The organism is Streptomyces misionensis (genome assembly GCF_900104815.1).
In the GTDB taxonomy this organism is placed as follows: Bacteria; Actinomycetota; Actinomycetes; order Streptomycetales; family Streptomycetaceae; genus Streptomyces; species Streptomyces misionensis.
On sequence record NZ_FNTD01000004.1, the window covers coordinates 3489529 to 3503760 of the forward strand.

Consider the following 14232-nt stretch of genomic DNA (forward strand, 5'->3'; position numbering starts at 1 on the left):
AGACTGGCCGGCATGACAGTCGACGCACTGACCGACGTCGCCGGGGTGCGGGTGGGGCACGCCACCCGCACCGGGAACGGCCGGCTCACCGGGACCACGGTCGTACTGGCCCCGGAGGGCGGCGCCGTCGCCGCCGTGGACGTACGCGGGGGCGGGCCCGGCACCAAGGAGACCGACGCCCTCGATCCGCGCAACATGGTCCAGCGGATCGACGCGATCGTGCTCACCGGGGGCAGCGCCTACGGGCTCGACGCGGCGTCCGGGGTGATGGCCTGGCTGGAGGAGCGCGGGCGGGGCGTGCCGGTGGGGACGGACCCGGCGCACGTCGTGCCGGTGGTGCCCGCCGCGTGCGTCTTCGACCTGGGGCGCGGCGGCGACTTCCGCGCCCGGCCGGACGCCGCGACGGGACGGGCCGCGGTGGAGGCGGCGGCCGCGACCGCGCCGGGCGCCCCGGTGCCGCAGGGCTGCGTGGGGGCCGGCACCGGCGCGGCGGCCGGCCCGCTCAAGGGCGGGGTGGGCACCGCGAGCACGGTGCTCGGCTCGGGGATCACGGTGGCCGCGCTGGTGGTCGCCAACGCCGCGGGCTCGGTGCTGGATCCGAGGACGGGGGTGCTGTACGGGGAGTTGTACGAGGGCCGGGTCGCCTACCCGGAGCAGCGCGTGCACGAGGCGGCGCGGCGGCGGCTGGCGGAGGCGGGGGCCGGCAGCGCGCCGCCGCCGCTGAACACGACGCTCGCGGTGGTCGCGACCGACGCGGACCTGTCCAAGGCCCAGGCCCAGAAGCTGGCGGGCACCGCCCACGACGGCATCGCCCGCGCCGTGCGCCCGGTCCATCTGCTGCACGACGGCGACACCGTCTTCGCCCTGGCCACCGGCGCCCGTCCGCTGGACACGCACCCGCGGGCCCTCAACGAACTGCTCGCCGCGGGCGCGGACCTGGTGACCCGGGCGATCGTACGGGCCGTGCGCGCGGCCGAGTCGGTGGACGGACCCGGCGGGACGTGGCCGTCGTACGGGGAGTTGTACGGGCACCCGTAGAGACCTGGTGAGGACGGGGATTGTCGCGGTTTCGTCACGTCATGCTGTTCCGGGGCGTTGCCGGGAACCTCAGCGAGGGTTTGCGCGCTCTTTATTGACGCTGGAACGGATCACTCACATCACACGAACCTGGAGCAGCCCGTGACAACGCCGGACATTACAGCGCGGCGCGCAGTGGGGGCCTGTGCCGCCCTGATGGTCGGCGCCCTCACCCTGACCGCCTGCGGCGGCAACGCCAACGCCTCCAACAGCGGCGGCAAGGACTCCCCCAAGACCTCGACGGCGAAGATAGCGATCTCGGCGAAGGACGGCGCCACGGACGCGTCCATCAACGCGACCGGCGTGAAGGTCAGCGACGGCAGGCTGACGGACGTGAAGATGACCGTGGCCGGGTCCGGGCAGACCGTGCCGGGGGCGATATCCACCGACGGCCACAGCTGGAAGCCGAAGCAGCAGCTGGAGCGCGGCACGAAGTACCAGATAGCCGCGGCCGCCAAGGACGCCGACGGGCGCCCGGCGGCGGCCAACGCCATCTTCACCACGGTGAGTTCCGCCAACAGCTTCATCGGCACCTACACGCCGGACAACGGCTCCACGGTCGGCGTGGGCATGCCGGTGTCGTTCACCTTCGACAAGTCGATCACCGACAAGAAGGCCGTGCAGTCGCACATCACGGTCAACTCCAGCAGCGGCCAGCAGGTGGTCGGGCACTGGTTCGGCGACCGCCGTCTGGACTTCCGGCCGCAGGAGTACTGGAAGGCCGGCTCCAAGGTCACGATGAACATCGACCTGGACGGCGTGCAGGGCGCCCAGGGCGTCTACGGCGTGCAGAAGAAGACCGTCTCCTTCACCGTCGGGCGCTCCCAGGTCTCCACGGTCGACGTCAACACCGAGACGATGACCGTGGTGCGGGACGGCCAGACGCTCAAGACGGTGCCGATCTCCGCGGGCAGCCCGCAGCACACCACGTACAACGGGCAGATGGTGATCTCCGAGAAGTTCACCCAGACCCGGATGAACGGCTCGACGGTCGGCTTCGGCGGGGAGTACGACATCCCGGACGTGCCGCACGCGATGCGGCTGACCACCTCGGGCACCTTCATCCACGGCAACTACTGGTACAACCGCGGCAACCCGCCCTTCGGCCGCCAGGGCACCAGCCACGGCTGCGTCGGCCTCGCGGACGTGCAGGGCGCGCAGGGCGACACCCCCGCGAAGTGGTTCTTCGACAACTCGCTCGTCGGCGACGTCGTCATCGTGAAGAACTCCCCCGACTCCACGGTCTCCCCGGACAACGGCCTCAACGGCTGGAACATGTCCTGGAGCGCCTGGACCGCCGGAAGTGCCGCCTGAGCGGCGGCTTTTGACCTCACGTGGGGCCGCGCGGGAACTTCTCGCGCGGCCCGCGCGTTTTCCCGGTGTTCGTTTTCCTCAATCCCGGGACACGATGTCCGACCGAGGGGCTACGGTATGCACCCACAAGGTGACATGCAGCAACGCCGGGAGATGCCTTGAGCGTTCCGTACGAGACGGCAGCGTACGAACCAGCCGAGTCGCCCGAGTCTCCCGAGGAGCACCTCGCGCGGCTCCTCGGCCGTGCCCTGAACTCCTTCGAGCTGCCCGACGAGGTGATCCGGCGGCTCGACTGCGCGCTGGCCCACGACAGTTCGCTGCACTCGGCGCACCACAGCGCCGGGCTGCACCGGGAGACGTACCGGCACACCTGGCTGCTCGCCGACGGTTCGGCCGTCACGCTGTGGGAGCTGGCGCACAACACCACCCCGGGCGGCGCCCCGGAGCACGAGGTGTACGCGGACGAGGAGGAGCTGGGGGCGGCCACCGCGCGCCTCGGGCTGGCGCCGGACGCCCCCGAGCTGGAGCTGCCCGCGCCGATCCGGCTGTGGGCGGTCCCCACGCCCCGGCACGTGTTCGTCTCCGGCGACTGCGCCGACCACGTCCGCCGGCTGCTGCGCCGCGCGGAGAACCCGGACCGCCCCGACGCCCGCACGGCGGCCCTGCTGGCCACGGCGACGGCCCATGAGATCACCCAGGCGTTCGGCCGCCCGGGCCGGGTGGGCCGGGCGGGGGTGAGCTACGTGCTCTACGAGCACGCGTTCCTGCTGCCGGACGGCAGCGAGGCCTCCCTGTGGGAGGTCGAGCACACGGCGACGCCGGACGGGCGCCACATGTGCGAGGTGTACACGTCGGAGGAGGCGGCCCGCTCCGCGATGGAACGGCGCGCGGCCCGACAGGGCTAGCGCGGCGGCCGGGCCGGGCGGCAGGCGGGTGCTGCGGGCCGGTCCGGAAGGCCGGGCGGGTCAGCGGTGGCCGAGCTGCCGTATCAGTCCGGCGAAGGCGTCCTGTTCGGCCGGGGTCAGCTCCACCGACTCCCGCAGGGGGCCGGTCCCCGGCTGGGCCGGGAGGAACGGCAGGCGGGGGGCCGCGAGTTCGCGCATCGCCTGTGACCGATACCGGCGCAGCAGACGCAGGACGCCGATCGCCCAGACCACACCGGCGACGGTGAGGATGGCCGCGGCTGCCAGCTGGATCGTCGAGAGATGCTCGGGCATGCCTTCCAGTACACACCACACACGGCCCTACGGCCCCGGACCGTGATGTATCTCGCAGGTGCCGTGAACAACACAGCACCGCACCAAAGGGGACGAGCGGGACGAAGCGCACGCGGGCCGGACGGCGGCCCGGCGGTGCGGCATCCTCGTACGCATGACGACCGCCACCCCGGCACGGCTGTTGCAGCTGCTCTCCCTCCTCCAGACGCCCCGCGAGTGGCCCGGCGGTGAGCTGGCGGAGCGGCTCGGGGTGTCCCGTCGTACCGTGCGGCGCGACATCGACCGACTGCGGGAGCTGGGCTACCCGGTGGAGGCGTCCAAGGGCGCGGACGGCGGGTACCGGCTGGTCGCGGGAAAGGCGATGCCGCCGCTGCTGCTGGACGACGAGGAGGCCGTCGCCATCGCGGTGGGGCTGCGGGCCGGCGCGGCGCACGCCGTGTCCGGGGTGGAAGAGGCGTCGGTACGGGCCCTCGCCAAGCTGGAGCAGGTGCTGCCGGCCCGGCTGCGCCGGCGGGTCGCCACGCTCCAGGCGGCGATCACCCCGCTGCCCGGCGAGGACGGCACGAGCATCGCGCCACAGACGCTGACCGCGCTGGCCGGGGCGGTGGCGGGCCGGGAGCGGCTGCGGTTCGCCTACCGCGACAAGGACGGCGGCGAATCCCGCCGGCTGACCGAGCCGTACCGGCTGATGTCGGCGGGGCGCCGCTGGTACCTGGTCGCCTACGACCTCGACCGCGCCGGCTGGCGCACGTTCCGGGTGGACCGGCTGAGCGAGCCGTTCGCCACCGGAGTCCGCTTCGCGGCACGGGAGTTCCCGGCCGGTGGCGCCGCCGAGTACCTGCGGCGGTCCATCCAAGGGGGCCCGGAGACCTATGCGTTCGAGGTGCGGTTCGCCGCACCGGCCGAGGAGGTCGCCGAGCGGGTCCGGGCGTGGCTGGGGACACCCGTGGACGACGGCGGGGGCGGCTGTGTCCTGCGGGGCGACGCCAGTGGCCCGGCCGAGTGGCTGGCGGTCCGGCTGGCGCTGACCGGGTACGAGTTCACGGTGCGGGCCCCGGAGGAACTGACGGCGGCGGTGAGGGAGTTGGGGGGCCGACTGAGCCGGGCGGGCGGCGGGGCCCCACAGGACGGCCCGGCCGGGCCGCACGGCCCCGGCGCGGACGTCCGGGAGGGAAGCCCCCGACCGCCCCGGCACGGGCCGGAAGGCAGGCCCTAGCGTTCCCCGTTCCAGGCGAAGGCGTCCAGGGCCCTGAGGTTGCGCAGTGCCAGGGCGGCGGGGCCGTCCGGGCCGGCGGGCGGGGACGCGGTGGCGGCCCAGGACTTCACGGCCACGCGGACGGCGCTGCCGGCCACCGCGGCGGCGAAGCGCAGATCGGGGGTGATCACCGGGACGGGCGCTTCGGCCGGCACGGACTCCTCGCCGACGGCCTCCCCCTCACCCGCAGCCGCCTCCTCACCGGTCGCCGCCTCCTCACCGGTCGCCGCTTCCCCGCCGGTTCCCGCTTCCCCGTCGGCAGCCGCCTCCCGCATCGGCTCGGCCCACGTGGGAGAGGACAGCCGTCGTGCCAGGATCTCCGCCAGCGCGTCCTCCGAGGTCTGGCCCACCTCGGCCCAGACCCTGCGCAGGGCGGGGCTGGTGTCGGTCAGCCGGATCAGGGTGCGCACCCACTCCCAGGAGGCCGCGGAGACGCCCACGCCGGGCAGGAGGGTGTGCTCGACCGCGTGCTCCAGGGCCTGCGGGACGGAGAGGCGGGCCGGGGCGGTGCGCACCGCCTCCGCCCAGCGCTGGGCACCGGCGGCGTACAGGGGCGCGACCGCCTCCTCCTTGGTGGCGAAGTAGCGGTAGAACGTGCGCGGTGCGATGCCCGCCTGGCGGGCGATGTCCTCGGCGCGGGTGGCCCGCAGGCCCTGGCGGACGAAGAGGGCGGCCGCCGCCCGCGCGATCTCCATCCGGGTCTCGGCCTTGCGGCGCTCGGTGAGGGAGGGGTACGGCGGGGTGGAGCCGGGGGTGGGACGGGGGGTGGTGCTCATCTCGGCAGGCTATGTCGGTGTGGCAGAATCTGCCATCCGGCGGTTCACCCCGGGGTTCAGGTACGGGGTGGGCCGCCGCCTGCCGTGCCCCCGGCCGTTCCGGCGCTCCCCACTGCGCCGCCTCGCGCACTCTCGCGTCCCTCGCGCCGGGCCGCTCCCCCAGCGTCACACGGACCGGCCCGCTCCCGCAGCGGAAGCCCCCGGGCGGGGGGGCGGACACGGCAGCCGTCTCCCGCCCCATGGCGCGGAAACGCCGTTACGAGCCGGTCGCCCGGTTCCCGGGGGCACCGTCACCCCGCACGGCAGCGGCGCGAACGCGCACCGCGCGCAAAAGGAGCCGGGCTCCGGCGCCCGGGGGGGGTGTGGGCGCCGGAGCCCGGCTCTGGGAAGTCCCAACGCCGGGGGGGGGATGTGCGTCGGGACGTGGCTCGCGTGGGGGCCGGCCGGGTGGTGCGTGGGGTGCGGTTCGGGCGGTGCGTCCGTGCGAAAGGTGCTCTGTGGGGAGTGCGGCCGTTCGAGAGGCCCGCTTCCGGGCCCGGAAGGGTTGTTCCCTCGGGCCCGGGAGTTGAAGCGGCGGCCGGGCGCCGTGTTTGCGCCGTCTTTCGCCACCGGGCGTACGCTGCCCCGCCCCACGGCGCGGACCGGCGCGCGGTGCTGCCGTGGGCTCAGGCGCCCGGACGGGTCACGCCGCCGCGTCGAAGCCGGTGTCGCGGGCCAGCTTCTTCAGTTCGAGCAGGGCGTGCTTCTCGATCTGGCGGATGCGCTCGCGGGTCAGGCCGTGCTCCTTGCCGACCTCGGTCAGGGTGCGCTCGCGGCCGTCCTCGATGCCGTACCGCATCTTGATGATGGACGCGGTGCGCTGGTCCAGCCGGCCGATCAGGTCGTCCAGTTCCTCGCTGCGCAGCAGGGTGAGGACGGACTGCTCGGGGCTGACCGCCGAGGTGTCCTCCAGCAGGTCGCCGAACTGGGTCTCGCCCTCGTCGTCCACCGACATGTTCAGGGAGACCGGGTCGCGGGCCCAGTCGAGGACGTCGGTGACGCGCTCGGGCGTCGAGCCCAGCTCCGCGGCGATCTCCGCGGGCTCCGGGTCGCGGCCGTGCTCCCGGTTGAACTCGCGCTGCACCCGGCGGATGCGGCCCAGCTCCTCCACCAGGTGGACGGGGAGCCGGATGGTGCGCGACTGGTCGGCTATGGAGCGGGTGATCGCCTGGCGGATCCACCAGGTGGCGTACGTGGAGAACTTGAAGCCCTTGCGGTAGTCGAACTTCTCCACGGCGCGCACCAGGCCGGCGTTGCCCTCCTGGATCAGGTCGAGCAGGGGCAGACCGCTGCGCGGGTAGCGCCGGGCGACGGCCACGACCAGGCGGAGGTTGGAGCGGATGAAGACGTCCTTGGCCCGCTCACCCGCGTCGACCAGGGCCTGGAGCTCCTCGCGGGTGGCGTCCGCGGCCGTCTCCTCGAACCCGTCGAGGACCTGCCGCGCGAACACACCCGCCTCGATGGTCTGGGACAGCTCGACCTCCTTTGCGGCGTCGAGCAGCGGCGTACGCGCGATCTCGTCGAGGTACATGCCGACCAGGTCGCGGTCCGCGATCTCGCCGCCATGAGCGCGAAGCCTGCTTGCCGAGTCGGCCGTCTCGCCGGAGGCGGACTGACGACGGGCGACGGCACGGGTTGCCATGCGTGCTCCCTTGCGATGGTGGGCTGGCGGGTGGTCCTGCTGAACGCTCGGCACTCGGGGACCTGTCCTGGACTCTCCCCTGAGTGCCCTGCATCCGATGGAAACAACGACTGGAATCCGGACAGAATTCCCAACCCGCCCACCGATTTTTCTGATCATGCAGTACCCTGTTCCGCCGCGCGCGAGGGGAGGGGACGTCCGTGTCCACAGAGGTGCAGGTCAGGCCGGGGGGCGAGGGGGACCTCGGCGCCCTCACGGAGATCTACAACCACTACGTCCGCACGACCCCCGTCACGTTCGACACCGTGGCCCTCACTCCGGGGGAGCGCCGCCCCTGGCTGCTCTCCCACCCGGAAGACGGCCCGCACCGCCTGATGGTTGCCACGGAGGCCGCACCGGACACCAGTGCCCCGCGGGTCCTCGGGTACGCCACCTCCGGCCCGCACCGCGCGCGGCCCGCCTACGCGACCTCCGTGGAGACCTCGGTGTACGTCGCCCCGGACGCGGGCCGGCGCGGCATCGGCACCCTGCTCTACGACGCCCTCTTCACGGCCCTGTCCGGCCAGGACCTGCACCGCGCCTACGCCGGGATCACCCAGCCGAACGAAGCCTCCGTGCGGCTGCACGCGCGCTTCGGCTTCCGGCCCGTCGGCACCTTCCGCGAGGTGGGCCGCAAGTTCGGCCGCTACTGGGACGTGGCCTGGTTCGAGAAGGAGCTGTAGCCGGGCCCGCCAGAGCGGCCGCCGGGGCCGGTCCGGGCCTATCCGAACTGCACCGACCGCTTGGCCAGGCCCATCCAGAAGCCGTCGATCACCGACCTGTGGGCGTCCAGCCCGCCGCCGGCGTCCGCCGCGCCCATGGTGACGAAGAGCGGGGCGAAGTGTTCGGTGCGGGGGTGCGCGTAGCGGCCGGCCGGGGCCTTGACGGAGAAGTCGAGGAGGGCGTCCCAGTCGCGGTCCGCGAGGGCGCGCCGGCCCCAGTCGTCGAACTCGGCGGACCAGGCGGGAACGCCCGGGCCGGTGTGGCGCAGGGCGGCGAGGTTGTGGGTGAAGAAGCCGGAGCCGACGATCAGCACGCCCTCGTCGCGCAGCGGGGCGAGCCTGCGGCCGGTCTCCATCAGCCGCACCGGGTCGAGGGTGGGCATGGACACCTGGAGCACGGGGATGTCGGCGTCCGGGTACATCTCGACCAGGGGGACGTAGGCGCCGTGGTCCAGGCCCCGGTCCGGGACGTCCTGGACGGGGGTGCCGGGGGCGCGCAGCAGCTTGCGCACGGACTCGGCGAGCGCGGGTGCGCCGGGGGCGGCGTACCGGACCTGGTAGTAGTGCTCGGGGAAGCCCCAGAAGTCGTACACGAGCGGGACGGTCTCGACGGCGCCGAGGGCGAGCGGCGCCTCCTCCCAGTGGGCGGAGACGACGAGGATCGCCTTCGGGCGGGGCAGCGCCGCGGCCCAGTCGGCGAGCTGGCCGGGCCACACCGGGTCGTCGGCGAGCGGCGGCGCGCCGTGGCTGAGGTACAGGGCGGGCATGCGCTCCCGGCCTGCGGCGGGGGTGGCGACGGACATGACGGCGGCTCCCGGTCGTTCCGGCGGACCATCGCTGCGATGGGCCGGACACTTCCTGAATACTTTAACTCTCAAGTTCTAGTTACCACCGTACGCCCCACTGATTCAAGTTTCAAAAAAGACCCTTCGTAAAGTGGGTGCATGAATACGGCACCGGACTCCGCCGACACGGCACACCGCTGGCTCACCGCCGAGGAACAGCGCGTCTGGCGCGCGTATCTGCACGCCACCACCCTGCTGGAGGACCACCTCGACCGGCAGTTGCAGCGTGACGCGGGCATGCCGCACGTCTACTACGGCCTCCTCGTCACCCTCGCCGAGGCGCCGCGGCGCCGGCTGCGGATGACGGAGCTGGCGATGAAGGCGAAGATCACCCGCTCCCGGCTGTCGCACGCCGTCGCCCGGCTGGAGAAGAGCGGCTGGGTACGGCGGGAGAACTGCCCCTCCGACAAGCGCGGCCAGCTGGCGGTGCTCACCGAGGAGGGCGCCGCGGTGCTCGGCCGTACCGCGCCGGGCCATGTCACCGCCGTGCGCCAGGCCCTGTTCGACCGGCTCAGCCCGGAACAGCAGAAGGCCCTCGGCGAGATCATGGAGATCGTCGCCGAGGGCCTGCAGCCGGACGAGGCGGGCGCGGACCTGCCCTGGCTGCGCTAGCTCTGCGAGGAGCGCTGGCTCACCGCCGTGTTCAGTGGGCCACCACCGGCACCGGCACCTCGTCCTCGGCGCCCGTGCCGGAGGCCACCGTGGTGGAGCCCGGACGGCCGGCGTTGACGAAGGTGAAGGCGATCAGCGCGGCGATCCCGAGGATGCCGACGGCGAAGGCGATCGCCGAGGTGTAGCCGTGCACCATGCTCTGCAGCCCGACCAGCTGCTGCTGCGGCTTGGTGACGGCGCCGCCGATGTGGTCCTTGAAGTACGACGTCTTCGCGGACGCGGCGATCGTGTTCAGCAGGGCGGTGCCGATCGCGCCGCCCACCTGCTGCGAGGTGTTGACCATCGCGGAGGCGACACCGGCGTCCCGGGGCTCGACGCCCTGGGTGGCCAGGGACATGGCCGGCATGAAGGCCGTGCCCATGCCGAGGCCGAGCAGCACCATCGCGGGCAGCAGCAGGGTGACGTACGAGGAGCCGATCTCCAGCTGGGTCAGCAGCAGCATGCCGAGGCCGGCCACCAGGAAGCCGGGGCCCATCAGCAGCCGGGCCCGGACCCGGGTCATCAGCCGGGTGCCGATCTGGGTGGAGCCGGTGATCATGCCGGCCACCATCGGCAGGAACGCGAAGCCCGTCTTGACCGGCGTGTAGCCCTTCACGATCTGCAGGTAGTAGGTCAGGAAGAGGAACAGGCCGAACATGCCGATGATGGCGAGGCCGAGGGAGAGGTAGATGCCGCCGCGGTTGCGGTCGCGGACCACGCGCAGCGGCAGCAGCGGGGCCTTGACCCGCGACTCGACCAGCACGAACGCCAGCAGCAGCACCACGGACGCGACGAACATGGACACGGTCACGGCGTCGCCCCAGCCGTCGGACTCGGCGCGCGTGAAGCCGTAGACCAGCGCGACCAGGCCGAGGGTGGACAGGACCACGCCGGGGATGTCGAGCGGGGAGCGGTTGCGGCCGCCCTCCGGCTCCCGGATGACGAGGGTGGCGCCGAGCGCGGCGACGATGGCGAACGGCACGTTGACGAAGAACGTCCAGCGCCAGTCCAGGTACTCGGTGAGGAAACCGCCGAGGATCAGGCCGACGGCACCGCCGCCGCCCGCGATGGCGCCGTAGATGCCGAACGCCTTGGCACGCTCCCGGGCGTCCGTGAACATCACGGCCAGCAGGGACAGCGCGGCCGGGGCCAGCAGCGCGCCGAAGACGCCCTGGAGGGCACGGGCGCCGAACATCATCGGGCCGGAGGTGGCCAGACCGCCGAGCGCGGAGGCGAGGGCGAAACCGACCAGACCGGTGAGGAAGGCTCGCCGGCGGCCCCACTTGTCGGCGATCCGGCCGCCGAAGAGCAGCAGACCGCCGAAGGCGAGCGCGTAGGCCGTGACGACCCACTGCCGGTTGCCGTCGGATATGCCGAGGTCCTTCTGGGCCGACGGCAGGGCGATGTTCACGATGGTGGAGTCGAGGACGACCATCAGCTGGGCGAGCGCGATGAAGACGAGCGCCTTCCAGCGGTTGGCGTCACCGCTGCGCGCGATGAGGCCGGGAGCCTTGACGGCTTCGGACATGGGGGTACCCACTTCGGGACTTCGAGACGACGGACTTCAGGACGTCGTGACGGAAAAATGACGAGAAATCGACAGAGAACGGAAGGTGTCGGGACAGTGAACGAACGTCGGATCGCGCGGAGCTACGCGGTCGGGCAGGACTGACGCAGCTCCTCGACGGTGACGGCATGGCCCGGCAGGGCCGAGCGAGCGGGGGCCCGCAGGCCGTCGAGGAAGATCTGGAGGTGCCGGTGGACGAACCGGTCGCCGCGCAGGCAGTCCGTGCCGGCCGGGGGCCGGCTCAGCTGGGCGACGGCGACCAGCAGATCGAAGGCGCCCACGTCGGACCGGAGTTGGCCGGCCGCCACCGCTCGGCCCATGACCTCCTCCACGAGGCTTTCGACACGCTCGCGGGAGGCCTCCAGGTCGGGGTGGTGACGGTCGAAGGTGCTGGAGACCATCGGACACAGGGCACTGATCCGCTCGTCGGCGGCGGTGTGCACGAAGTGCTCCAGCGCGGTGAAGGCGTCCCCGGTCTCCGCCAGGGCGCACTCGGCCGCCTCGGCCGTGCGGTCCATCACGGAGCAGACGACCTCGCGGACGAGGGCGTCGCGGTCGGGGAAGTTGCGGTACAGCGTGGCGTTGCCGACGCCGGCCCGGCGGGCGATCTCGTCCAGCGGCACATCGGGGCCGTGCTCGACGAACATCTCCCGGGCGGCGGTGACGATCCGCTCGCGGTTGCGCAGGGCGTCGGCGCGGGGCCGGGTCACCTTGCGCGGCGCGGAACGGGTCGCGGTCGTCACGGCGTACTCCTCGGATGTCGAAGTTCTTCGGGCCGGCCGATCCGGGGACGCGCTCCCCGTTTCGGGCGGACACACTTCCAAACGGGGAGAGGGTCCCCACTTATTTCCGGCCCCGGAAAGAAAGCGTGTGACCTGGAACACGCTCTTGTGGCCCCGTGATTCACCCCGTCGTGTACCCCGCTTCCCACGATCGGTCCCGCCCTTCGCACGATCGGTCTCGCCCAGCGCGCGCCCGCCGGGTCACCGACACAGGGTGATCGCAAGGGCGCAGCCGGAGTCCGGGGGCTGCCGTGGAGCGAAGGGGTCCATGCATGCAGCCGCAGTCGTCCCGCCGCATACCCGACCCGGACCCGGCCGGCATAGGCACGCGCCGCATACGCTCGCGCCGGACGGCCGCCCTCGCCGCGGTGACCGCGCTGACCCTCGCGATCAGCACCTCGGCCGGGACCGCCCGCCTCACGGCGCCCTCCGCCGCCGGGCCGATCGGCCTGGCCCGCTCCTCCGCCTTCTCGCCCTGCATGATCCACGGCGGCCCGGACGTGCAGATGTCCGAGGGCGTGCCCACCCGGCACGGCTACGCCCGCTCCACGGGCACCGTGCACGCCCTGACCCTGATGGTCGACTTCTCCGACGCCCCCGGGCCGGGCAGCGCGATGGACCGCTTCCACGAGTTCTTCCCGCGCACCGAGGACTGGTTCCGCACCTCCTCCTACGGCCGCCTGGACTACCGGGCCGAGACGCCGGTCACCGGCTGGCTGCGGATGCCGAAGCCGTTCGCCTCGTACGGCATAGAGCGCGGCGCGCCCTTCGAGCCGGGCTACCGGCAGCTGGTGCAGGACATCGTCGCCGCGGCCGATCCCAAGGTCGACTTCCGCTCGTACGACCTGCTCAACGTGCTGATCACCCCGAACGCCGGCCCGCCCGCGCTGGACACGGTGCTGTCGGTGACCTTCGCGGGGAACGGGGACGCTCCGGTGGCCGACGGGGTGCCGGTCTCCAACGCCTCCTTCATCTACTCCCGCCAGGACGACGGCTCCGGCTCCTTCCCGCGCACCGGCTTCCGGGTGCTGCCGCACGAGAACGGCCACACCTTCGGCCTGCCCGACCTGTACACCCAGGACGGCGGGGGCTCGGTGGGGCACTGGAGCATCATGAGCGAGGACTGGGGCGCCAACAACGACATGCTCGGCTGGGACAAGTGGAAGCTGGGCTGGCTGGACGGCACCCAGGTGGGCTGCGCCGCCCGGCCGGGCAGCGTCGAGTACTCCCTGACCCCGCTCCACCGGGCGGGCGGCGGCAAGCTGGTGATCATCCCGGTCGACGGCCACACCGCCTACGCCCTGGAGGTGCGCGCCCAGGGCGGCAACGACGAGGTGGTCTGCTGTCCCGGCGTCCTCGTCTACAAGGTGGACGCCACGGTCGACACCGGCCGCGGCCCGGTCACCGTCTACGACTCGCACCGCGAGACCGGCGGCTGCACCCGCAGCCCCAACGTCCAGGCCGAACTCTCCGACGCCCCCTTCACCCCCGGCGAGACCTTCAAGGACCCGCGCCACGGGATCGAGGTGCGGGTGACGGGCGTGGACGACGACGGCGACTACCGGGTCCGGGTCACCCGCACCTGACCCCGTCCGCCGCCCGGCGGGAGGTCAGACGGCGAGCGTGGCGGCCACGATCTCCTCGATCCGCTCCACGATGTCGGCCCGTCCGTCGAGGATCCACGAGATGTGCTGGGCGCCGAAGACCGCGGAGACGAGCACGCGGGCGAGCGCCTGCGGCGGGCGGCCGTCCCGGGCGTCCTCCAGCAGCCAGCGGGCCAGGATGTCGGTGTACTCGTGATAGGGCACCGGCAGCGCGGAGCCGATCTGCGAGTGCTCGATCTGGAGCCGGGCGCCCGCCTGGATGACCACGTCGTCCCGGAAGGCGACCGCGGTGCGCATCAGGAACTCCACGACCCGTTCGCGCGGCGGCAGACCGAGGGACTCGGTCGCCTCGGCCAGCTCCCGCAGCTTGGCGTAGAAGCCCTGCGAGACGGCCGCGGCCAGCTCCTCCTTGCCGGAGTAGTGGAAGTAGACCGCGCCCTTGGTCATCCCGGCGTACTCGGCGATGTCCAGCACGGTCACATCGGGGAACCCGCCGTCGGCGAAGGCCCGCGCGGCGGCCTGGAGCACCAGCTCCCGGGTGCGCAGCGCCCGCTCCTGGCGGGGGCGGCCCCGCACGGCGGCAGCCGCGGTCCGCCGGGAACCGGCCACCGTGTCGTCCGTGCCCATCGCTGCCTCGCTTCCTGTGCGGGCGCAACCCGCGAGAGATAAGAAGACCTTCTTGACGGTATTTTATCCGTGGAC

General features: G+C 72.9%; 14 protein-coding genes. 7 read left to right on the forward strand and 7 right to left on the reverse strand.

Annotation, left to right across the window (positions count from 1 at the left end):
* Positions 1 to 12: 12 nt before the first annotated feature.
* The 3 genes from BLW85_RS17445 to BLW85_RS17455 all read left to right on the forward strand — a co-directional run bounded on the left by BLW85_RS17445 (position 13) and on the right by BLW85_RS17455 (position 3296).
* Positions 13 to 1038 carry a P1 family peptidase gene (locus tag BLW85_RS17445; RefSeq protein WP_074992534.1) on the forward strand — a complete coding sequence of 342 codons (1026 nt, stop codon included), beginning with the start codon at positions 13 to 15 and terminating at the stop codon, positions 1036 to 1038.
* Between the two features lie 141 nt (positions 1039 to 1179).
* Positions 1180 to 2391, forward strand: coding sequence for a L,D-transpeptidase (locus BLW85_RS17450; RefSeq protein WP_208624852.1), 1212 nt, complete (start codon positions 1180 to 1182; stop codon positions 2389 to 2391).
* Positions 2392 to 2549: 158 nt separating this feature from the next.
* Positions 2550 to 3296 carry a DUF6227 family protein gene (locus BLW85_RS17455; protein WP_074992535.1) on the forward strand — a complete coding sequence of 249 codons (747 nt, stop codon included), beginning with the start codon at positions 2550 to 2552 and terminating at the stop codon, positions 3294 to 3296.
* A gap of 60 nt (positions 3297 to 3356) precedes the next feature.
* Here the strand turns inward: BLW85_RS17455 and BLW85_RS17460 are convergent, their stop codons facing one another.
* A complete protein-coding gene (locus BLW85_RS17460) occupies positions 3357 to 3608 on the reverse strand; it encodes a hypothetical protein (protein ID WP_074992536.1) in 252 nt (83 codons plus the stop codon).
* Between the two features lie 154 nt (positions 3609 to 3762).
* Between BLW85_RS17460 and BLW85_RS17465 the strand changes: the two genes are divergently transcribed.
* Positions 3763 to 4824 carry a helix-turn-helix transcriptional regulator gene (locus BLW85_RS17465; RefSeq protein ID WP_074992537.1) on the forward strand — a complete coding sequence of 354 codons (1062 nt, stop codon included), beginning with the start codon at positions 3763 to 3765 and terminating at the stop codon, positions 4822 to 4824.
* Here BLW85_RS17465 and BLW85_RS17470 read toward each other — a convergent pair.
* Together BLW85_RS17470 and BLW85_RS17475 are read right to left on the reverse strand one after the other, a co-directional pair.
* Entirely contained in the window at positions 4821 to 5639 is an 819-nt protein-coding gene (locus BLW85_RS17470; protein WP_074992538.1) for a TetR/AcrR family transcriptional regulator, read from the reverse strand. The two genes, BLW85_RS17465 and BLW85_RS17470, sit on opposite strands and share 4 nt — an antisense overlap.
* 682 nt (positions 5640 to 6321) lie before the next feature.
* Positions 6322 to 7320: a sigma-70 family RNA polymerase sigma factor gene (locus tag BLW85_RS17475; protein WP_070023771.1), complete on the reverse strand. Its 999-nt coding sequence runs from the start codon at positions 7318 to 7320 to the stop codon at positions 6322 to 6324.
* Positions 7321 to 7520: 200 nt separating this feature from the next.
* Here BLW85_RS17475 and BLW85_RS17480 point away from each other — a divergent pair, with 200 nt between their 5' ends.
* Positions 7521 to 8042 carry a GNAT family N-acetyltransferase gene (locus tag BLW85_RS17480; protein ID WP_244174869.1) on the forward strand — a complete coding sequence of 174 codons (522 nt, stop codon included), beginning with the start codon at positions 7521 to 7523 and terminating at the stop codon, positions 8040 to 8042.
* A 38-nt stretch (positions 8043 to 8080) separates the two neighbouring features.
* On the opposite strand, the gene BLW85_RS17485 is transcribed toward BLW85_RS17480, so the two are convergent.
* Complete coding sequence (locus tag BLW85_RS17485; protein WP_425275336.1) at positions 8081 to 8884, reverse strand: dioxygenase family protein; 804 nt, start codon at positions 8882 to 8884, stop codon at positions 8081 to 8083.
* Between the two features lie 141 nt (positions 8885 to 9025).
* Here BLW85_RS17485 and BLW85_RS17490 point away from each other — a divergent pair, with 141 nt between their 5' ends.
* Positions 9026 to 9538 (forward strand): MarR family winged helix-turn-helix transcriptional regulator, encoded by a 513-nt coding sequence (locus tag BLW85_RS17490; protein WP_070023773.1) that lies wholly within the window; start codon positions 9026 to 9028, stop codon positions 9536 to 9538.
* A 31-nt stretch (positions 9539 to 9569) separates the two neighbouring features.
* Here the strand turns inward: BLW85_RS17490 and BLW85_RS17495 are convergent, their stop codons facing one another.
* Positions 9570 to 11105, reverse strand: coding sequence for an MFS transporter (locus BLW85_RS17495; RefSeq protein ID WP_074992540.1), 1536 nt, complete (start codon positions 11103 to 11105; stop codon positions 9570 to 9572).
* Between the two features lie 122 nt (positions 11106 to 11227).
* Positions 11228 to 11887, reverse strand: a complete 660-nt coding sequence (locus tag BLW85_RS17500; RefSeq protein WP_074992541.1) for a TetR/AcrR family transcriptional regulator — start codon at positions 11885 to 11887, stop codon at positions 11228 to 11230.
* Between the two features lie 311 nt (positions 11888 to 12198).
* Between BLW85_RS17500 and BLW85_RS17505 the strand changes: the two genes are divergently transcribed.
* Positions 12199 to 13512: a M6 family metalloprotease domain-containing protein gene (locus BLW85_RS17505; RefSeq protein ID WP_074992542.1), complete on the forward strand. Its 1314-nt coding sequence runs from the start codon at positions 12199 to 12201 to the stop codon at positions 13510 to 13512.
* Positions 13513 to 13536: 24 nt separating this feature from the next.
* Here BLW85_RS17505 and BLW85_RS17510 read toward each other — a convergent pair whose 3' ends face one another.
* Entirely contained in the window at positions 13537 to 14157 is a 621-nt protein-coding gene (locus BLW85_RS17510) for a ScbR family autoregulator-binding transcription factor (RefSeq protein ID WP_079172355.1), read from the reverse strand.
* Between the last annotated feature and the right edge of the window lie 75 nt (positions 14158 to 14232).